The sequence below is a fragment of the Sphingomonas sp. EC-HK361 genome (assembly GCF_902498785.1).
GTDB lineage: Bacteria > Pseudomonadota > Alphaproteobacteria > Sphingomonadales > Sphingomonadaceae > Sphingomonas.
Genome location: NZ_LR701494.1, coordinates 1,008,706 through 1,028,675, shown reverse-complemented (window position 1 = coordinate 1,028,675; position 19,970 = coordinate 1,008,706). Strand labels below are relative to the sequence as shown.

At 66.1% G+C, this 19,970-nt stretch carries 20 protein-coding genes; 15 read left to right on the top strand and 5 right to left on the bottom strand.

Features of this window, described 5'->3' with window-relative positions:
- Nucleotides 1-9: 9 nt before the first annotated feature.
- The 11 genes from BOS5A_RS12270 (at nt 10) to BOS5A_RS12220 (ending at nt 13,003) form a co-directional block, all read left to right on the top strand.
- Complete coding sequence (locus BOS5A_RS12270) at nt 10-2,436, top strand: TonB-dependent receptor (RefSeq protein WP_151955378.1); 2,427 nt, start codon at nt 10-12, stop codon at nt 2,434-2,436.
- A 14-nt stretch (nt 2,437-2,450) separates the two neighbouring features.
- On the top strand, nt 2,451-3,680 hold the full coding sequence (locus BOS5A_RS12265) for a parallel beta-helix domain-containing protein (protein WP_151955377.1): 1,230 nt from the start codon (nt 2,451-2,453) through the stop codon (nt 3,678-3,680).
- 79 nt (nt 3,681-3,759) lie between these two features.
- Nucleotides 3,760-4,929, top strand: a complete 1,170-nt coding sequence (locus tag BOS5A_RS12260; protein WP_234419322.1) for an SO2930 family diheme c-type cytochrome — start codon at nt 3,760-3,762, stop codon at nt 4,927-4,929.
- Nucleotides 4,926-6,182, top strand: a complete 1,257-nt coding sequence (locus BOS5A_RS12255; RefSeq protein ID WP_151955375.1) for a D-arabinono-1,4-lactone oxidase — start codon at nt 4,926-4,928, stop codon at nt 6,180-6,182. The genes BOS5A_RS12260 and BOS5A_RS12255 overlap by 4 nt, the downstream gene beginning before the upstream one ends.
- Before the next feature lie 100 nt (nt 6,183-6,282).
- On the top strand, nt 6,283-7,425 hold the full coding sequence (locus BOS5A_RS12250; protein WP_151955374.1) for a DSD1 family PLP-dependent enzyme: 1,143 nt from the start codon (nt 6,283-6,285) through the stop codon (nt 7,423-7,425).
- Nucleotides 7,422-8,567, top strand: coding sequence for an MFS transporter (locus BOS5A_RS12245; protein WP_151955373.1), 1,146 nt, complete (start codon nt 7,422-7,424; stop codon nt 8,565-8,567). Before BOS5A_RS12250 ends, BOS5A_RS12245 begins: the two co-directional genes overlap by 4 nt.
- A complete protein-coding gene (locus BOS5A_RS12240; protein WP_151955372.1) occupies nt 8,564-9,178 on the top strand; it encodes a TetR/AcrR family transcriptional regulator in 615 nt (204 codons plus the stop codon). Before BOS5A_RS12245 ends, BOS5A_RS12240 begins: the two co-directional genes overlap by 4 nt.
- Nucleotides 9,179-9,205: 27 nt before the next feature.
- Nucleotides 9,206-9,649 (top strand): GFA family protein, encoded by a 444-nt coding sequence (locus BOS5A_RS12235; RefSeq protein WP_151955371.1) that lies wholly within the window; start codon nt 9,206-9,208, stop codon nt 9,647-9,649.
- Nucleotides 9,624-10,394: an alpha/beta fold hydrolase gene (locus tag BOS5A_RS12230; protein ID WP_151955370.1), complete on the top strand. Its 771-nt coding sequence runs from the start codon at nt 9,624-9,626 to the stop codon at nt 10,392-10,394. Before BOS5A_RS12235 ends, BOS5A_RS12230 begins: the two co-directional genes overlap by 26 nt.
- 63 nt (nt 10,395-10,457) lie before the next feature.
- Nucleotides 10,458-12,296, top strand: coding sequence for a M2 family metallopeptidase (locus BOS5A_RS12225; RefSeq protein WP_151955369.1), 1,839 nt, complete (start codon nt 10,458-10,460; stop codon nt 12,294-12,296).
- The gene (locus BOS5A_RS12220; protein ID WP_151955368.1) at nt 12,290-13,003 is read left to right on the top strand and encodes an SIMPL domain-containing protein; all 714 of its coding nucleotides are present in this window, start codon (nt 12,290-12,292) and stop codon (nt 13,001-13,003) included. Before BOS5A_RS12225 ends, BOS5A_RS12220 begins: the two co-directional genes overlap by 7 nt.
- A gap of 188 nt (nt 13,004-13,191) precedes the next feature.
- On the opposite strand, the gene BOS5A_RS12215 is transcribed toward BOS5A_RS12220, so the two are convergent.
- From BOS5A_RS12215 to BOS5A_RS12205, 3 genes are all read right to left on the bottom strand, one after another.
- Entirely contained in the window at nt 13,192-13,692 is a 501-nt protein-coding gene (locus BOS5A_RS12215; RefSeq protein ID WP_151955367.1) for a hypothetical protein, read from the bottom strand.
- Nucleotides 13,693-13,752: 60 nt separating this feature from the next.
- Entirely contained in the window at nt 13,753-15,186 is a 1,434-nt protein-coding gene (locus tag BOS5A_RS12210; protein WP_151955366.1) for an AMP nucleosidase, read from the bottom strand.
- A 175-nt stretch (nt 15,187-15,361) separates the two neighbouring features.
- Entirely contained in the window at nt 15,362-15,841 is a 480-nt protein-coding gene (locus tag BOS5A_RS12205) for a peroxiredoxin (RefSeq protein ID WP_151955365.1), read from the bottom strand.
- Between the two features lie 110 nt (nt 15,842-15,951).
- Between BOS5A_RS12205 and BOS5A_RS12200 the strand changes: the two genes are divergently transcribed.
- Complete coding sequence (locus BOS5A_RS12200; RefSeq protein WP_151955364.1) at nt 15,952-16,509, top strand: YqgE/AlgH family protein; 558 nt, start codon at nt 15,952-15,954, stop codon at nt 16,507-16,509.
- Between the two features lie 10 nt (nt 16,510-16,519).
- On the opposite strand, the gene BOS5A_RS12195 is transcribed toward BOS5A_RS12200, so the two are convergent.
- Nucleotides 16,520-17,815 (bottom strand): MFS transporter, encoded by a 1,296-nt coding sequence (locus BOS5A_RS12195; protein WP_151955363.1) that lies wholly within the window; start codon nt 17,813-17,815, stop codon nt 16,520-16,522.
- A 116-nt stretch (nt 17,816-17,931) separates the two neighbouring features.
- Here BOS5A_RS12195 and pgsA point away from each other — a divergent pair, with 116 nt between their 5' ends.
- The 3 genes from pgsA to BOS5A_RS12180 are packed head-to-tail and all read left to right on the top strand — an operon-like array spanning nt 17,932 to nt 19,243.
- Nucleotides 17,932-18,483, top strand: coding sequence for a CDP-diacylglycerol--glycerol-3-phosphate 3-phosphatidyltransferase (gene pgsA / locus BOS5A_RS12190; RefSeq protein ID WP_151955362.1), 552 nt, complete (start codon nt 17,932-17,934; stop codon nt 18,481-18,483).
- Nucleotides 18,483-18,740 (top strand): molybdopterin converting factor subunit 1, encoded by a 258-nt coding sequence (gene moaD / locus BOS5A_RS12185; protein WP_151955985.1) that lies wholly within the window; start codon nt 18,483-18,485, stop codon nt 18,738-18,740. Before pgsA ends, moaD begins: the two co-directional genes overlap by 1 nt.
- Complete coding sequence (locus tag BOS5A_RS12180; protein WP_151955361.1) at nt 18,737-19,243, top strand: molybdenum cofactor biosynthesis protein MoaE; 507 nt, start codon at nt 18,737-18,739, stop codon at nt 19,241-19,243. Before moaD ends, BOS5A_RS12180 begins: the two co-directional genes overlap by 4 nt.
- Before the next feature lie 65 nt (nt 19,244-19,308).
- Here the strand turns inward: BOS5A_RS12180 and BOS5A_RS12175 are convergent, their stop codons facing one another.
- The gene (locus BOS5A_RS12175; RefSeq protein ID WP_151955984.1) at nt 19,309-19,872 is read right to left on the bottom strand and encodes a fasciclin domain-containing protein; all 564 of its coding nucleotides are present in this window, start codon (nt 19,870-19,872) and stop codon (nt 19,309-19,311) included.
- Nucleotides 19,873-19,970 lie beyond the last annotated feature (98 nt).

Genomic DNA, 19,970 nt, shown 5'->3' with positions numbered 1-19,970 from the left:
GGACAGGGGATGGCGGGGCAAAACATGTTCGCGATCATGGTGTCGGGCCTGGCACTGGCAGCGGCGACATCCGCGCAGGCGCAGGTCGCGCCGGACAACCCGTCGGCGGCCACCCAGACGCCGCAAGGGGATGACCTTGCGGTGGACGACATTATCGTCACCGCCCAGAAGCGCGAGCAATCGCTGCAGAAGGTGCCGATCAGCATCAAGGCCTTTGACGGCCAGGCGCTGGCGGCGCTCAGCGCGGAGACGATCGGCGATCTCGACACCTTCACGCCGGGCCTCACGATCAACGACGATTCGGTGACCCAGCCGAGCTATTCGATCCGCGGGGTGAAGACCGACGATTTCGGGATCGGAACCGAGCCGTCGGTCGGCATCTTCATCGACGGGGTCTATTCGGGGCGATCGGGTTCGTCGCTGATCTTCTTCAACGATGTCGCGCGGGTCGAGGTGCTGAAGGGGCCGCAGGGCACGCTCTTCGGGCGAAATACCTCCGCTGGCGCGATCTCGATCATCACCAACCAGCCGAACGACAAGACCGAGATGAAGGGCACGATCCAGCTCGGCAATTACGAAAAGGCGCGGCTCGACGTCACCGGGAATACGCCGATCGCCGACAATCTCTTTCTGCGCGTGAATGGCGTGATCAATCGCCGCAACGGCTATCTAAAGGACGCGCTGAACGGGGCGCGGCGCCAGAAGGAGGACAACACATCGGGGCGCGCGGCACTACGCTGGGAACCGTCGGCCGCAACCGACGTGACGCTGGCCTATGACCATGACGACACCGCACAGGACGGCCCGACCGCGATCGGCATCGGCGTCTACGCGCTCAGCAAGTCGCCGTTCGGGCCGTTCTCGAACGACGTAATCGACAACAAGGAAACGCGGCTTCTGAACGCCGTCACGCTGACCGCGAATGCGCGGGCGGGCGACCTCACCTTCACGAGCATCTCCGCGTTCAAGCATTTCGAAACGCACAACCGCGAGGACGAGGACGGCACCGCCAATCCGCGGCTGTATCTCGATACCGAGAATATCGAGCGGAATGCGAGCCTCTATCAGGAATTGCGCGCATCCTACGACACCGATCGGATCAACGCCCTTCTGGGGGTGAGTTACTTCCACGAGCGCGCCCGGCAAACCAGCGCGGTGACGTTGCTGTCGGATTCGGTCGATAATCTGCTCGGCGCTGTCGCGGATTTTCCGATCTTTTCGATCCTCGATTCTGTCGGCATCCCGAACGTCTTCGGCCAGCAATTCCGCGAGGATATGAACAACCGCGCCGCCAACGAAAGCTTCGCGGCATTCGGCGACGCGACCTTCCGCATCACCGACAAGCTGAGCCTGATCGGCGGCATTCGCTACACGCACGATCTTAAACGCTTTACCTGGCTCAACGGCGGCTTCGACGGCGGGGGGCTGGAGACGACGGGCGCGGACGGTGCGGTCTACAACGCCATCCTCGGCGCGAACCTGTTTCCGGTCGGCACCTTCGTCAGCGCCGCAGATTTCTACCGCGCGACGGTCGGACCCAACGGCCTGATCTTCGATGTAGGCGCGCTGGAGAACGTGCCATTTACCCGGCGCGCGGTCTTCAACGATGTGTCCCCGCGCTTCGTCGTCCAGTATCAGGCCGATCCGAACGTGCTGCTCTATGCCTCGGCAACGCGCGGCTATAAGGCGGGCGGGTTCAATTCGGTGCAGATCAACTCGTTCTTCGCCCCGGAGAATGTCTGGAACTACGAAGGTGGCTTCAAGACCGAGCTGTTCGATCGGCGCGTGCGCTTCAACGCCTCGGGCTATTATTTCAAATACAAGAACCGCCAGTCGATCAGCCTGGAGGATACCGGCGGGCAGTTGCCGCAGTACATCACGCGGTCCGGCGACTCGGAGGCGTATGGCGTCGATGTCGAGACCCAGTTCGTCGTCAGTCGCGATTTCTCGCTTTCGGCGGTCGCGGGCTACGTCAATTCGAAGTGGGTGACGCGAACCGAACAGAATATCGACATTTCGGGCCAGCCGACCGGCGAACCGCGCTTCCGCGGCGTCCTGTCGGGGCATTTCGATCATGATTTCGGCGGACCCGGCAGCCTGTTCGCGGATGCGAGCTGGAGCTACACCTCGCGCATCCTGCTCAACGATGCGACGCGCGCGATCAATGCCGGGCTTGCGGCGTCGGTTGCGGATGGCGGATCGGAGGTCGACTTCTCGAAGCTCGGCAAGCTCTACAGCGCGCGCAGCAACGTGAATGCGAAGATCGGCTGGCGGCTGCCGGGGGACCAGTTCACGGTCGCGGTCTACGGCGAGAACATCTTCGACGATCAGCGGCCGCGCGCGCTCAACACGATCAGCGCCGATATCTTCCGGACGCCCTATGTCCGGCTCGATCGCCCGGCATTCTACGGCGTCGAAATCGGGTTCAAATTCTGAAGGAGAGGATCGCAATGCGTAAGGTCGTTATAATCGCCGCGCTGGCGACGCTGCCGCTGCTCGGCGGGTGCGGCAAGAAGACCGACGCCGAAGGGTTCGTCGTCGATGCCGGGTTCGAGAAGAAACTGCAGCAGCAGTTGCTCGACGCCAAGCCCGGCGACGTGATCGACATTCCGGCGGGCAAATATGCGCTGAGCCGCAGCCTGAGCCTCGCCGCCAACGGCGTGACGATCAAGGGCGCGGGAATGGACAAGACGGTCCTGTCCTTCGCCAAGGCCAATTCGGGTGCCGAGGGGCTGCTCGTCACCGGCGATGATTTCACGCTGCAGGATATCGCGCTGGAGGACACGAAGGGCGATGCGCTGAAGATCAACGGCACGAAGAACGCGGTAATGCGCCGCGTGCGCGCCGAATGGACTGGCGGGCCGAAGACTTCGAACGGCGCCTATGGCCTTTATCCGGTGCAGGTCACGAACGTGCTGATCGAAGGAAGCGTGGTGAAGGGCGCATCGGACGCCGGCATCTATGTCGGCCAGTCGAGCAACATCATCGTCCGCGACAATCGCGCCGAGGGCAATGTCGCCGGGATCGAGATCGAGAATTCGAGCCACGCCGACGTCTATGGCAACACCGCGACCGGCAATGCCGGCGGCATCCTGGTGTTCAACATGCCGAACCTGCCGGTGCCGGGCAGCGCGACGCGCGTGTTCAAGAATGTGGTGAAGGCCAACAACCACGCGAATTTCGGCGCGAAGGGAAGTGCGGTCAGCAGCGTGCCGCCGGGTTCCGGCATCATCGTCAATTCGAACGATATGGTCGAGATCTTCGACAACGACATCGCCGACAACCAGACCGCGAACGTCATCATCTCGAGCTACTATTCGACCGGCTTCGATACCAAGCGCGGCATCGCCGAAGCCTATGATCCCTATCCGCAGGACATCTACATCACCGGCAACCGCTTTTCCGGCGGCGGCACGAATCCGGGCAACCGCTATGCACCGTTGAAGGCGCTGGCCGGCGGGACGCTGCCCGCGGTGCTGTGGGACGGCTTCGTCGATCCCAAACGCCCTGATCCGGGTATCTGCGTGCAGAATGGCGACGCGAAGACGCTGAACGCCGACGGGCCGGGCAAGTTTGCGAAAGCGCGGATCGACACCGCAGTGAACTGCGCGCCGAAGACGCGGTTGCCGGAGATCACGCTACCAGCTGCGATGACCAAAGATAGCGGCACCGCGAAATGACCTGGCTCGATATCAAATGTGTCCCCGCGAAGGCGGGGACCCAGTCTGGGCTCCCGCCTTCGCGGGAGCACATTTTCCCGTGATTTTGCGTATCCTGACATTGCTGGCGTGCCTATTTTCGTTCGGCTGCACGCGCCCTCCCGATCGGGTGACGTTCCACGCCGACCGCAATCCGGAGAAGCTGTCCGAATGGGGACTTTTCACGGTCGCCGGCGGGCGGATCGCGCCCCATGCAGGCATGGTGACGTACGAACTCGCGACGCCGCTGTTCAGCGATTATGCGCAGAAGTGGCGCACGATCTGGATGCCGAAGGGCGCCTCCGCCAGATACGATCCGGACAAGTGGTTCGACTTCCCGTTCGGCACGATCGTCACCAAGACCTTCTATTACACCACGCCCGCGGGTGCTGCCGATCCGCAGGGTAGCGGGACGGTCGTGAAGATGACACCTGCCACCTATCAGACGGGGGTGAACGGGCTCGACCTCAAAAGCGTCAGGTTGATCGAGACCCGCCTGCTGGTGAAGCGCGCGGCAGGCTGGGTCGCGCTTCCCTATGTCTGGAACGCCGACGGCAGCGACGCGACGCTGGAGCGGACGGGCGCTGAAATTCCGCTGACGTTCCAGGACGGCGCCGAGAGGAGCCAGTTCGTCTATTCGGTGCCGAACCAGAACCAGTGCGCCGGCTGTCACGCGCAGGATTTCCGGACCCGCGCGATCGATCCGATCGGGTTGAAGGCACGGCATCTGGACCGCGACTTTCCCGGCGCGGGCGGCGACATCAACCAGCTGAAACGCTTCGTTGCGCTCGGCTATCTGACCGGCGTTCCGGGGACGGCGCTGCCGCGCAATGCAGACTGGCAGGACCCGCGCGAGGGCACGACCGCGCAGGCGCGCGCCTATCTCGATATCAATTGCAGCCATTGCCACAACGCGACCGGCGCGGCGCGTACGTCGGGGCTGTGGCTCGATGCGAAGACGATCGACCCGCGGGTGCTCGGCATGTGCAAGCCGCCGGTCGCGGCGGGGCGGGGCACCGGCAACCGGTCGTTCGATGTCGTGCCGGGGCATCCCGACGCGTCGATCCTGACCTACCGGATGGCGAGCACCGATCCCGGCGAGATGATGCCCGAACTCGGCCGCGCGCTGCCCCATAAGGAGGGTGTCGCGCTGGTCACGAAATATATCCTAGATCTGAAAGGGGCATGCGAGGAAGACGATGGCCCGCGCGAGATCGCGAGCCGGCGATGACGCGCTGGTCGAACTGGTCGGGCAGCGTAACCGCCGAGGCGAGCGTGCTGCGGCCTCGTGACGAGGATGAACTGGCGGGAGCCGTCGCCGCGGCGAGCCGCGTGCGCGCGACCGGTGCTGGGCATTCGTTCATGCCGCTCTGTGCTTCCAACGATTTCATCGTGAACCTGGAGGATATGGCGGGAAGTTTGGGCGTGGCGGCGGATCGGCGGAGCGTGCGCGCGCCGGCGGGGTGGAGCCTCAAGCGGCTCACCGCTGCGTTGTGGGACGAGGGGCTGGCTCTCGCCAATCAGGGCGACGTGAACCCGCAGTCGCTCGCCGGATCGACCGCGACCGGCACGCATGGCACCGGTCGCGAACTGGGATCGCTGTCCACCTTCGTGCGTGGCATGCGGTTGATCGGGTCCGACGGCGATGCGTGCTGGTGCAGCGCGGATGAGAACCCCGATCTTTTTCAGGCGGCGCGGCTCTCGCTCGGTATGTTCGGCATCGCGACCGAGATCGAGATCGCGGTGGTCCCGGCCTTTCACCTTGCCGAACGGATCGAGAAACGCCGTTGGGCGGAGGTGCGCGAGCAGTTCGACGATCTGGTCGAGCAGCAGCGCCATATCGAATTCTGGTTCTTCCCGCATGCCGACAGCGTGATCCTGAAGACGCTCGAACCCTGCGACCCGTGCGATCTCCCGCCATCGACGACTGACATGGAGGAAACCGCGTTCCGGCGCGTGCTGAACATCGGCGCGGTCGTGCCGGCACTGGTGCCGTTCCTTCAGCGACTGATGATGCGCGCGCGGCTGAGCGGGCGGCGGCGCGGGCCGGCACACGCGATCTTCCCGTCCGACCGGACGCTGCGCTTCGAGGAAATGGAATATGAGATGCCGCGCGCGGTCGGGCTCGACACGCTGGACGAGGTCGTGCGCTGGATCCGCGCGAAGCGGCTGCCGGTGTCCTTCCCGTTCGAATACCGCGTCGTCGCGGCGGACGATATCTGGATGAGCCCGATGCACGCCGGGCCGGTCGCGTCGATCTCGATGCATCAATATGCGAAGATGCCGTGGCAAAAGCTGTTCGCCGACTCCGAGGCGATCTTTCGCGCACATGGCGGGCGCCCGCATTGGGCCAAACGGCATACGTTGACGCGCGACGATGTCGATGCGCTCTATCCCATGGCAGAGCGATACCGCGCGGTGCGGCGCGAGGCTGATCCCGCGGGCAAGTTCCTGAACCCGCATCTGGCGGCGTTGTTCTCGTGATGCGCGCCCTATCCGATGTATCCCCGCGAAGGCGGGGATCCAGTCTGGGCTCCCGCCTTCGCGCGAGCACATCTCCAAAAAACGGGGACCTTGCGAGTTCATGACTGACGAGGAACTTCATAGACACCTGATCGGCCAGCAGGGCTCCCGCGCCGCGCTCAATACGCCGGTGCTTGTCCTCGACCTCGACGCACTCGATCGCAACATCGCGACAATGGCCGCGCTCGCAAAGGCGCGCAGCGTGGCGCTCCGGCCGCATGCCAAGACGCACAAGAGCGTCGATATCGCACGACGTCAGATCGCGGCCGGCGCGGTGGGGCAATGCTGCGCCAAGATCGGCGAGGCCGAGGTGCTGGTCGATGGCGGGATCGCGGGCGTGCTCATCACCTCGCCGGTCGCCGCGCCGGGCGCAATCGAGCGGCTGGCGGCGCTGGCGGCGCGCGCTTCGGGGTTGATGGCGGTCGTCGATCATCTGGCGGTGGCGACAGCGATCGATCGCGCGCTCGCCGAAGCGGGTGCGACGCTCGACGTGGTGATCGATATCGATCCCGGCATTCGCCGCACCGGGGTCGCCTCGCCCGAGGCGGCAGTGGCGCTCGCACAAACCATAGCAGCCCTGCCGAACCTGACGCTGCGCGGCGTGCAATTCTATTGCGGCGCGCAGCAGCATATCGAGGACTATGCCGAACGACGCGCCGCGATCGCGGAGCGCACCGACTATCTTCGGGAGGTGATCGACGCGTTGACCGGGGCGGGTTTCGCGCCGGACATCATTACCGGCGGGGGCACCGGCACGCACCGGATCGATCTCGACCTCGGCGTCTTTACCGAATTGCAGGTCGGCTCCTACATATTCATGGACCGCCAGTATCTCGATTGCGACCTGACGGGTGACGGCACGCCGCCGTTCGAAACCGCGCTTGCCGTCGATGCGCGGGTGGTGAGTGCGAACCACGCGATGCTGGTGACGATCGATGCCGGGTTCAAATCGCTATCCACTGACGGCGGCGCGGCTCGCGTGATGCGCGGCGCGCCGGCCGATACGCATTTCGCCTTCATGGGGGACGAGCACGCTGCGCTGATCGGTGACGGCATCGGTGAGAGGCTGCGACCCGGCGATGCGGTGACGCTGACCGTGCCGCACTGTGACCCGACCGTGAACCTGCATGACACCTATCATATCGTCCGGGGCGACACGCTGATCGATCTCTGGCCGGTGTCGGCGCGGGGCCGGGCGCGATGAGTGGCGGCTTCACCGTCGCGCAGCGCATCGCGGTGCTCGCGGTCGGTGTCGTCGGTGTGCTGATCCCCGGCCTCCAACCGCAATTGCTCGGCGCGCTGGCGGCGGAGGGGCGGGTCAGCGAGAGCCTGCTCGGGCATGTCGCGACCGCCGAACTGCTCGCGATGGGCATCGCCGCGGGCGGAGCGGGCTTCGTCCTGCCGATCACCCGATTGCGAGCCACCGCAGCCGCAGTGATCCTGCTCGTCGCCGCGCTCGACGCGCTCACCCCCGGCATCTCCGGCGCTGCCCTGGTGGCGATCCGCGCGGTAGTGGGGCTGGGGGAGGGCGTGCTCATCTGGCTCGCGATCGGGTTGATCGTGCGCGCTGCAGAACCGGCGCGATGGTCGGGCGTCTATCTCGCGATCCAGACGCTGGCGCAGTTCGCGGTCGCGACCCTGCTTGGGTTGTATGTCATTCCGGCGGCCGGATCGGCCGGGGGCTTTCAGGCGCTCGGCATCGCGACGGTGCTTGGCCTGATCGCAGTGCCGTGGCTGCCGCGCCGCTACGCGCCACTGGTGCGCGATGATGCGGCGAATGCGGCGCCGATCCCCGCGCGCGGCTTCATGGCACTCGCGGGCGTGCTGGTCTACCTCGCCTTCGTGGTTGCGGTGTGGGTCTATGTCGAGCCGCTCGCCCGTGAACGCGCCATTCCCGCAGGAACGATCGCCGTCATCGCGCCGCTGTCGCTTGCGATGCAGGTGGTCGGGGCTGGCGCCGCGACGATGCTGGCCGGCCATGTTCCGGCGCTGCCGACGCTGGTCGCGGTGGGCGCGGTGAATCTGCTGCTGCTGTTCGTGATCGGCACGCCGCCGAGCGCGGGGGCTTTTCTCGCCGCGACTTCGGTGTTCGGGTTCCTGTGGCTCTTCGCGATGCCGTTCCAGGTGCCGGCGGTCATCGCCGCCGATCCGTCGCGACGCGCCGCCGCGCTGATCGGGGGGGCGCAGCTGGTGGGATCGAGCCTTGGCCCGTTTACCGCCGCCTTGCTGATCGGCGACGGCGCAACGGGCGCGGTGCTGTGGTTCGGCGCGGCGAGCATCATCGTCGCGATGCTGTTGTTGACGGTTGCCGCGCGCCGCCGCCGCGTGCAGACGCTTGCCCTATGACCGCCGCCCTTGCCGCCCGCCGCTCGCGTCCGAAGCAGGAACGCGCGCAGCAGACCTATGACCGGCTGCTCGCGGTCGCGGGCGAGCTGCTCGCGGAAGTCGGCATCGACCAGATTTCGACCAACCTGATCTGCGCGCGCGCCGGGCTGAGCCCGCCTGCGCTCTACCGCTATTTCAAGGACAAATATGCGGTGCTCGAGGCACTCGGCAGGCGGCTGATGGACCGCCAGAACGCCGTGCTCGAACGCTGGATCGCGCGCCATGTCGATGACGGCGCCGACGCGCTGCGCGATCATATCGAGGACCTGCTGCGCGAAACCGCCGAGGTCACGAAGCAGGAGCCGGGCGCGGAATGGATTCTGCGCGCGCTGCACGCCTCGCCGCGGCTCATCCATATCCGGCTGGAATCGCACCGCTTCGTGACCGACCGCCTGACGGACGCCTATGCCCGCCACCTGCCTGACGTCGATCGCGCCGATCTGTGGCAACGGTTACGCCTGTCGGTCGAGATCGGCTTTGCGGTGGAGGAGATGCTGCACGAGGAAGGCGGCATATCCCCTGACACCGCATTCGCCTATGTCGCGCGCCTGTTGCGGCATGACACGGCCTGACGGGCAAGCGCGGGAAGGGAGACGGCGATGACGGAGACTGTCCACGGCGGCTGCCAGTGCGGGCGAGTGCGCTATGCGGTCGAGATCGCGGATGACGAGGCCTATCTGTGCCACTGCCGGATGTGCCAGCGCGCGACCGGCGGCGTCTCGATCGCGTTCAAGGGCGTGCCCGTAACGGCGGTGACTTGGGAGAGCGAGCCGGACTGGTATCGATCCTCACCGATCGCGCACCGGCCGTTCTGCCGCGAATGCGGGACGCCGCTCGGCTTCGCCTTCCTCGATGGCGCGAATATGGATCTGACGGTGGGGAGTTTCGACCATCCCTACCGCTTTCGCCCGGTCCACCATTACGCGATCGAGAGCATCCATGAAGCGTGGGTCGACACGCACGGCCTTCCGCGGATACGGACCGAGGAGAACCCGAACGTCGTGAAAAGGTGGATGGATGCCGTCGGCAAGCTTCCCGACTGACCCCGAATATTTCGAAAGCTTCGACGGCACGCGGATCGCGTGGCGCGAGTTGGGCGAGGGGCGCCCTGTGGTGCTGATCCACGGCTATTTCTCCAATGCCGAGGTCAATTGGGTGCGCTACGGGCATGCCGCTGCCATCGCCGCCCAAGGCTTTCGGGTCATCATGCCCGATCTGCGCGGGCACGGGGCGAGCGACAAGCCGCACGACAAGGCGGCCTATGCCGCCGATGCGCTGATGCGCGACGGGTTGGCGCTCATCGAGCATCTCGGCCTGACGGATTATGACCTGGGCGGCTATTCGCTCGGCGCGCGCACCACCGTCCGGATGCTCGTGAATGGTGCGGAGCCGCGTCGTGTCGTGCTATCCGGCATGGGGCTGACCGGGATCGTCAGTACGGCGGGGCGGGGGGGCTATTTCCGCCACGTCCTCACCAACCTCGGCAGCTTCGAGCGCGGGACGAGCGAGTGGCTGACCGAGGCGTTCCTGAAGACGACCAACGGCGATCCGGTCGCGCTGCTCGGTGTGCTCGACACCTTTGTCGATACCCCCGTCGAGGCGCTGGCGGGGATCATCCAGTCAACGCTCGTCGTGTCGGGCGTGGAGGACGAGGATAACGGATCGGCGGCGGCGCTGGCGGATGCGCTGCCCGCCGCGATCTTCCGCGAGGTGCCGGGTAATCATATGAGCGCGGTGACGAAGCCGGAGCTTGGCCAGGCGATCGCGGACTTTCTCGCCGCCGCTTGACCGGGCACGCGCGGGCGGACAGGTTCAGGCGATAACCAGAAACCTGCCCCGGGGAGTTCCTTCATGTTCCGCACCGCCGTATCCGCCCTCGCGCTCGTCTGCGCGACGCCCGCGCTCGCCCAGGCCGCCGCGCCGGCCGCGCCCGCCGCTGCGCCCGCTCAGGCGCTGACCGCCGCCGATGCCGACGCTTTTGTCGAGCGCGCGCAGAAGGAGTTCTACGCCTATTCGGTCGATGCCCAGCGCACCGCCTGGGTGAACGCGACCTTCATCACCGACGATACCGATGCGCTGGCGGCGAAATCGGGGGCGATCGGCACCGAGATGGCCGTGCGGTTCGCGCTGGAGGCGGCGAAGTTCGACAAGGTTTCGGGCATCTCGACCGACACCCGCCGCAAGCTCGACCTGATGAAGAACGCGATCACGCTGCCGGCGCCGACCACGCCCGGCGCGGCGCAGGAATTGAACGACATCTCCACGAAGCTCGCCTCGTCCTATGGCAAGGGCAAGGGCATGCTGAAGGGGCAGCCGATCAACGGATCGGACATCGAGGCCGCGATGGGGACCGATCGCAACCCCGATGAACTCAAGGAGATGTGGGTCAGCTGGCACGACAATGTCGGCGCCCCGATGCGCGGCGACTATGCGAAGCTGGTCGGCATCGCGAACGCGGGATCGAAGGAGCTGGGCTATGCCGATACCGGCGCGATGTGGCGATCGGGCTACGACATGCCAGCCGATGACTTCGCCAAGCTGACCGACCAGCTCTGGGGCGAAGTGAAGCCGCTGTATCTCGCGCTCCACACCTATGTGCGGTGGAAGCTGAACGAGAAATACGGCGATGCGGTGCAGGCGAAGACCGGCCCGATCCGCGCCGATCTGCTCGGCAATATGTGGGCGCAGGAATGGGGGAACATCTACGATGTGGTGGCGCCCAAGGGATCGGGCGACCTTGGCTATGACGTCGGCGAGCTGTTGACGGCGAAGGGCTATGATCCGGTCAAGATGGTGAAGACGGGCGAAGGCTTCTATTCGTCGCTCGGCTTCGCGCCGCTACCGCAGACCTTCTGGGAGCGGTCGCAGATCGTGAAGCCGCGCGACCGCGAGGTGATCTGCCATGCGTCCGCCTGGGATATCGACAGCAAGGACGATGTGCGCATCAAGATGTGCACCAAGGTCAATGCCGACGATTTCGTGACGATCCACCACGAGCTCGGCCACAATTACTATCAGCGCGCCTATAACAAGCAGCCGTTCCTCTATCAGAACGGCGCGAATGACGGTTTCCACGAGGCGATCGGCGATTTCGTCGCGCTCTCGATCACGCCCGATTATCTGGTGAAGATCAACCTGCTCGATCCCGCGAAGGTGCCGGGGGCGGACAAGGATATCGGGCTGCTGCTGCGGCAGGCGATGGACAAGGTCGCGTTCCTGCCGTTCGGGCTGCTCATGGACAAGTGGCGCTGGGGCGTGTTCTCCGGGGCGATCCCGACGGGTAGCTACCAGAAGGGCTGGGACGATCTGCGGCTGCAATATCAGGGCGTCGTGCCCCCGGTCGCGCGTGACGAGACGAAGTTCGATCCGGGCGCGAAATACCACATCCCGGCCTCGACGCCCTATGCGCGCTATTTCCTCGCCCGCATTCTCCAGTTCCAGTTCTACAAGGCGGCGTGCGATCAGGCCGGGTGGAAGGGGCTGCTCCACCGCTGCTCGTTCTTCGGCGACAAGACGGTCGGCGCGCGGCTGAACGCGATGCTGGAAATGGGCCAGTCGAAGCCCTGGCCTGAGGCGCTGAAGGCGTTCACCGGCACGTCGCAAATGTCGGGCAAGGCGATGGTCGAGTATTTCGCGCCGCTGAAGGCTTGGCTCGACAAGCAGAACAAGGGGAAGCCGCAGGGGTGGTAAAGACCGCACTCACCGCGATGGCGCTCGTCGCCAGCGCACCGCTCGCCGCGCAGCAGGGAACGACGCTGCTGGAGCCGAACGAGACGTTGCTGCAGGTGGAGGCGGAGGGGGTCGTAAAGGACGTGCCGGATCAGGCCGAGTTTTCGACCGCTGTAACGACCGACGGGCGAACCGCGAAGGAGGCGATGGATGCCAATGCGCTGCGGGCTGGGCGCCTGGTCGCGGCGATCGGTTCGGTCGGGGTTCCGGCCATGGATCAGCGGACGAACAACCTTTCGGTTCGTGCCCGCTACAAGAAGGATAAGGATGGCGACGATACTGACGAGCTTATCGGTTATAGGGCGAGCAATCGGCTGACCTTGACGGTGCGCGACATTTCCCGTGCGCCAGCGGTGCTCGACGCCTTGGCCAAGGCAGGTGCGACCGAGGTCGAGGGGCCGAACTTCAGCTTCGCCGACGATGCGCTCTTAAAGAAGGCTGCTCGGAAGAGGGCGGTTGCAGCGGCATCCATGCAAGCGGAGGATTACGCATCGGCATTGGGGATGCGGCCGTTACGGGTGCTGCGCGTAAGCGAGAGGGCGGCACGATCGGACGGCGGAAGCGACATCGTCGTGACCGGATCGAGAGCAGCGGCTGCGCCGATCCGGCCGGGTCAGCAAGAGACGCGGGTTACAGTGTGGATCGATTATGCGCTGGTCGCGAAGTAGATAGGCTTAGCCCCGCTTCGGAGGGGTATGAATCGCAATCTACCGCCTGTTGTTGCCGTATCCCCGCGAAGGCGGGGATCCAGGGCCAAGCAGAGAAACGGTCTATTGTTAGAAACCCTCGGCTCCCGCCTTCGCGGGAGCACGGAGCGGTTTGGGCGCGTGTTGCTCCGTCGAACGAAGTCGATCGCTCAATCCTTGTCGGGGATCGTGTTCTCGTCGGCGATGCCGGCCTCGAAGGACTTCGATGAGTCCTTGCCGTCGGGCTGATGCGCGTGCTTGCCCTTCGGCGTCGGCTTGTCCTTCGGCGTCGAGCCGCGCAGCGACAGGAGCGCTGCGGTCGCGACGGCACCCACCGCGGCAATCCCGCCCGCGATCGTCGCGGTTCCCCATTTACCGGTCTTTTTGGTGGAAGCCTTGGGCTGGCTTGCGCTGACCGGCGCGCGGTGCGGAGCGACTGGCTTGGGTCGCGCAGCGGCGCGCGGCTTGGCGGCGACGGTCTTGCGCGTGGATGCGGACGCTGGCGCGCTGGCCGCTGGCGCAGCAGCGGTTACGGTGCGCTTCGTGGCAGGCTTGCGCGCCGCAGGCTTCTTTGCCGCTCCGGTCGCGGTGGTCTTGCGCGGCGCGCGGCGGCGGGTTGCTGCCGGCTTTTTGGCCTCAGTCGGCGTCGGCGTGTCGGTGTCGTTGGCCATGATGAATCCCCGTTTGATCGTTCGCTTCGCGTAACGCTCGAGCGGCGATTCCGCTCCGGATCAGCGAAAGGGCGGCTCGTTGAACGCGCGCAGCTTGCGGCTGTGCAGCTTCGCGCCCTCGCGCCGAAGCTCCTCGCAGGTCTCGATGCCGATCTTCATGTGCTCCGCGATCGCGCGTTCGTAGAAGCGATTGGCCTGGCCCGGCAGCTTCAGCTCACCGTGGAGCGGCTTGTCCGACACGCAGAGCAGCGTTCCGTACGGCACGCGGAAGCGATAGCCCTGCGCGGCGATCGTCGCTGACTCCATGTCGATCCCGACCGCGCGGCTCAAGGAAAAGCGCAGCGCGGAGCGGCTGTAGCGCAACTCCCAGTTGCGATCGTCGGTCGTCACGATCGTGCCGGTGCGCAGCCGGCGCTTCAGCTCCTCGCCCGACTGGCCGGACACGGTTTCCGCCGCACGCGCGAGGGCCTGCTGCACCTCGGCGATGGCCGGGACCGGGATTTCGGGCGGCAGCACGTCGTCGAGGACATGGTCGTCGCGAAGATAAGCGTGCGCGAGGACATAATCGCCGATCCGCTGCGACGGGCGCAGGCCGCCGCAATGCCCGATCATCATCCACGCCTCGGGCCGCAGCACCGCCAGATGATCGGTGATCGTCTTCGCGTTCGACGGCCCGACACCGATATTGACGAGGGTGATCCCGGTGCGGTCGTCCGCCATCAGGTGGTAGGCGGGCATCTGCAGCCGCCGCCACGCGCTGTCGTCCAGGATCGCGGGGTCGTCGCCCGCCTGAAACAACACGCCGCCGGGGCCGGAGAGCGCGGTGTAGCGGCTGTCGCCGCCGACCTGCTGCGCGCCCCAGCGGACGAACTCGTCGACATAGCGGTGATAGTTGGTGAACAGCACGTAGCGCTGGACGTGCTCGGGCGGGGTGCCGGTATAGTGGCGCAGCCGCGCGAGGCTGAAATCGGTGCGCAGCGCATCGAACAGCGCGAGCGGGCGGGTGCCGTCGATCGATGCCCACAGCCCGTCTGCGATCTCGTCGCCGATATAGGCGAGCTCGGTCGCGGGGAACCAGCGTGCGAGTTCGGCGGCGGAGACTGCGTCGAGGCTCAGCGCGTGGCCGGGATCGAGAACGTAGGGGAAGGGAATTTCGGTCGAGCCGGGCACTGCTTCGACCGTCACGTCATAATCCTCGACCAGCAGCGTGAGCTGTTCGGCGAGGTAATCGGCGAATTGCGTCGGCTTGGTGACGCTGATCCGATACTCGCCGGGTGCAGTCAGGCGGCCGAACGACCGTAGCGGGGCAGGGCGGGGATCGGCGCCGGCGTAGCGCAGGCGGATTTCCGGATAGGCGAAGCTGCCGTCCTTGCGCGCCTTGGGATCGGGGGTGGTCCCGTCCGCCAGATACGCGGTCAGCGCTGCCTGAAGGCGCGAGACGGAGGCGGAATAGAGCCGGTCGAGCTCGGCGACGATCGTCTGTGCAGTTGTCATCCACGAGCGTTACGCGCGCGGTGTGACGCTGGCAAGACCGGGGGACAGGTGATCCTCCCCTGGAAGGGGAGGGGGACCATGCGCAGCATGGTGGAGGGGTATCGCCCTCTCGATCGGGTGATACCCCTCCGTCAGCGCTGCGCGCTGCCACCTCCCCTTGCAGGGGAGGATTTAGCTACATCTGCTCGAGCATGTGCTCCGCCGAGCTGACCTTGAACTCGCCCGGACCCTCGACGTTCAGCTGCTCGACGACGCCGTCGTTGACGACCATCGAATAACGCTGGCTGCGCTTGCCCATGCCGAACTTGCTGCCGTCCATGGTGAGCCCGATCGCCTCGGCGAAATCGCCATTGCCATCCGCCAGCATCGTGATGTCGCCGGCACCCGCCGACTTGCTCCACGCGCCGAGCACGAAGGGATCGTTGACCGCGGTGCAGGCGATGGCATCGACGCCCTTGGCCTTAAGCTCGCCTTCCTTGTCGACAAATCCGGGCAGGTGCTTGGCCGAGCAGGTGGGCGTAAACGCACCCGGCACCGCGAAGAGCGCGACGCGGCGGCCCTTGAAGAAGCTTTCGGTATCGGTCGCATCGGGACCGTCGGGGGTCGCCTTCACGAGGGTGGCCTGGGGCAGGCGGTCGCCGACCTTGATCGTCATGGTGCAAGTCTCCTGATGCGCTGGTGTTGGCGTCGCTGCCCAACTCGGGGAGGAGGCGCCGGATTTCAAGCGTGGCGTGCAGCGAATGCGCGCACTATCTTCGGGCGATCATGGACTCCCAATATCTTACCGGTCAGTTTCTGCTTGCGATGCCGGGGATCGGCGACCCACGGTTCGAGCGCGCGGTGATCGCGGTGTGCGCACATGACGAGAATGGTGCGATCGGCGTCGGCATCGGCGCGGAGATCGACGGGCTGACCCTCCACGATGTTCTCTCCCAGCTCGAGATCGAGCCTGGCAACGCCCCCGACGTACCAATTCATTTCGGCGGTCCCGTCGAGCCCACGCGCGGCTTCGTGCTGCACACCGACGACTGGGCGGGGCAGGACACGATCGACGTCGCCGGGCGCTGGGCGCTGTCGGGCACGATCGACGTGCTGCGCGCGATCGCGCAAGGCAAGGGGCCGACGCACTGGCTCGTGGCGCTCGGCTATGCCGGCTGGGGCGAGGGGCAGCTCGACGGCGAGATGACCCGCCACGGCTGGATGAACGTCGCCGACGATGCCGGGATGATCTACGCGACCGATGTCGCCGATCGGTGGGAGCGGGGTTTCGCGACCGCGGGAATCGACCCGCGCCTCCTCGCCAGCGAGAGTGGGCACGCCTGACGCGCCCGGCTCAGTCGCAGGCGCGGTGGAGCTTCTGCGCGAGCAACGCGGAAACGAGGCACATGCCGACGACGATCAGCAACAGCTGCCCGGTGGTCACGCCCGCAGCGCTCGCGCCGGCGACCGCGACCGAGCCGAGCGTCATCGCGCCCGCATTGACGACGTTGTTGGCCGCGACCGTGCGTGCCGTCTCGTCCTTTGCGACGGTCGTGGTCAGGAAGGCGTAGAGCGGCACGACGAACATGCCGCCGAAGATCGCAACGAACAGCAGCGTGACGAGCACGAGCGCGGCGTGCGGGTGCGCGAGGAAGGTCCACACGGTGTAGAGCTGGCCCACAGGTGCCGGCGTCCACAGGTTCACCACGAAGTGAAAGGCGAGAACCGCCGCACCCATCGCGATGACCGAGGCCGGGGCGTAGCGCGCGGAAATCGCGCCTTTCAACAGCAGGTTGATGACCACGGATCCGATCGCCACACCGATCGAGAAGATCGCGAGAACCAGGCTCGCGACGCCGGCATCGGAGGTGAGGACGTTCTTCACCAGCGGCGGGAAGACGATGATGAGGACGGAACCGATCGTCCAGAAGAAGCTGATCGCCACGATGGCGAGGAACAGCCGCGGGATGTGCATCGTGGCGTTGATGAGCCGCCACGAGGCGCGGAACGGGTTCCAGTCGAGCACGAGCGGCGGCCCGAGGCGCGGCGCGGGCGGGACGGCGCGCGCGGTCAGCAGGCCCAGCAGCGCGACGACGAGGGTCGTGCCGACCACGATGAGCGTGGAGCGGTAGATGAAGCCTGCCAGGATGGTGCCCAGCAGGATCGAGAGATACGTCCCCGCCTCGACCAGCCCGGTGCCGCCCAGCACGTCGTCCTCGTCCAGATGCTGCGGCAGGATCGCGTATTTGATCGGGCCGAAAAAGGTCGAGTGAACCCCCAGCATCGTCACCGCGGTCAGCATCAGCACCAGCGGCGCCGTCACCGCCCCCGTCCGCGCGAGCAACAGCCCTGCGCCGCCGACGAGCATGATGACGATCTCCCACACCTTTACCAGCCGGATGATCTTCGCCTTGTCGGTAGTGTCTGCGATCTGCCCGGCGAGCGCCGACAGCAGGAAAAAGGGCAGGATGAAGAGCGCGGCCGCGAGCGCATTGAAAAAGCTCTCCGCCTTTTCATCGGCGAAGATCTCGTAGGTGGCGAACAGCACCATCGCGGTCTTGAACAGGTTGTCGTTGAAGGCACCCAGAAACTGCGTGGTGAACAGCGGCAGGAAACGGCGCCGCTTGAGGAGCCCGAGGGCATTGATCATGAACGCTGGACGCCCGGTTGTGGCAGGATTGCGGCGGGCATAGCGCAGCATGAAGGCGCGGCCAAACGCAAATGCGCGCCTTGCGGTCTGCCCGCGCGGGGCTACAGCTAGGTTCGATGCTGACGCTGCCGAACATCCTCACCCTCTCGCGGATCGTCGCGCTGCCGCTGCTCGTCGCGTGTCTGTGGTGGCCGGCGTGGGCGGCGGGCTATGCGCTGGCGTTTGCGCTCTACTGCCTGATGGGCATCACCGATTACTTCGATGGCTATCTGGCGCGCGCACAGGGCGCGGTGTCGCGGTTGGGCATTTTCCTCGATCCGATCGCGGACAAGATCATGGTCGCGGCGGTCATTCTGATGCTGGTCGGCACGCACGACATCATGGGGATTCACCTGATCGCGGCGCTCGTCATCCTGCTGCGCGAGATCGCGGTGTCGGGGCTGCGAGAGTTTCTGGGCGGCATCCAGGTTTCGGTGCCGGTGAGCCGTCTCGCCAAGTGGAAGACGACGTTGCAGCTGGTCGCGCTAGGTGCGCTGATCCTCGCCGGGGCGCTGCCGGTACAGTGGTGGATCAAGGACGTCGGGCTTGCCGCGCTCTGGGGCGCGGCTGCGCTCACCCTGGTGACCGGCTGGGACTATCTGCGCGTCGGCCTGAAGCACATGGACTGATCGGCATGCGTATCCTGTATTTTGCCTGGGTGCGTGAGGCCGTCGGCATGCCCGAGGAGATCATCGATCCGCCGCCCGAGGCGGTAACGGTCGGTGCGCTCATCGACTGGCTGGCGACGACGAGCGAGGGCCATGCCCGCGCCTTTGCGGATCGGGACCGCCTGCGCGCCGCGGTCGATCAGGCCTTTGTCGGATTGGATGCTTCGGTGCGCGGCGCGCGCGAAATCGCGATCTTTCCGCCGGTGACTGGCGGATGATCCGGGTCATCGTTTCTGAAGTGCAGATCGACGTCGCCACCGAAATGGCGATGATCGAAGGGTCGGCGGGCGCGGTTGCGACCTTCACCGGCCTCGTCCGCGCCGACGACGGCGTTTCGGTGCTGGACCTGGAGCATTATCCCGGAGCGACCGAGGCTGCGCTGGTGCGGCTGGCGAACGTGGCTACTTCGCGGTGGTCGCTCTGCGCCGCGACGATCGTCCACCGCGTCGGCCCGATGGCGCCGGGCGAGCGGATCGTCTTCGTCGGCGCGAGCGCAGCCCACCGCGGCGCCGCGCTGGAGGCGTGCACCTACCTCATCGATCGACTGAAGACCGACGCGCCCTTCTGGAAACGCGAAACGCGGGGAATGGCATCGAACTGGGTTGAACCGCGCGACAGCGACGATGCCGCCGCCGCGCGGTGGACCCCTATCAATCCTCCCCTGGAAGGGGAGGTGGCAGTCGCGTCAGCGACTGACGGAGGGGTGTCGCGCTCTCGATAGGGCGATACCCCTCCACCATGCTGCGCATGGTCCCCCTCCCCTTGCAGGGGAGGATAAGGGACGCCTTACCCCAGCTTCGGCACCATCACGCCGTTCACCACATGCACGACGCCGTTCGACTGGCGCACGTCGGGGGTCTCGACATAGCTCTTGTTGCCGTTGACGTCGGTCAGCACGATCGCCTGGCCTTCCATCATGATCGTCAGCGGCGCGCCTTCGACGGTGGTCAGCGTTGCCTTGCCGCCGCCGGCCTGCATCTTCGCCTGCAGGTCCGCGCCGGTCAGCGTGCCGGGGACGACGTGATAGGTCAGGACCTTGACGAGCGAGGCCTTGTTCTCGGGCTTCAACAGATTCTCGACCGTGCCGGGGGCGAGGCGGCCAAAGGCGTCGTTGGTCGGCGCGAAGACGGTGAAGGGGCCGGGGCCGGACAGCGTCGGGACCAGGCCGGCGGCTTTCACCGCGGCGACGAGCGTGGTGAGATTGGGCGCCGCCGAGGCGTTGTCGACGATCGTGCGGGTCGACAGCATCGCGGCGCCGCCGACGGTGGGATTAGCAGGGGCCGCCGGTTCCGCCGGAGCAGGGGCCGCGGCGGTCGTATCGGCGGGGGCGGCGGTATTGGTGGTGCCCATCGTCTCGCAGCCTGCGAGCGCGAATGCCGCGACGAGCGCGACGAAGGGCAGCTTCGATCTGGTCATGAGTCTCTCCCGGACTGGTTGGTCGTGCGTCG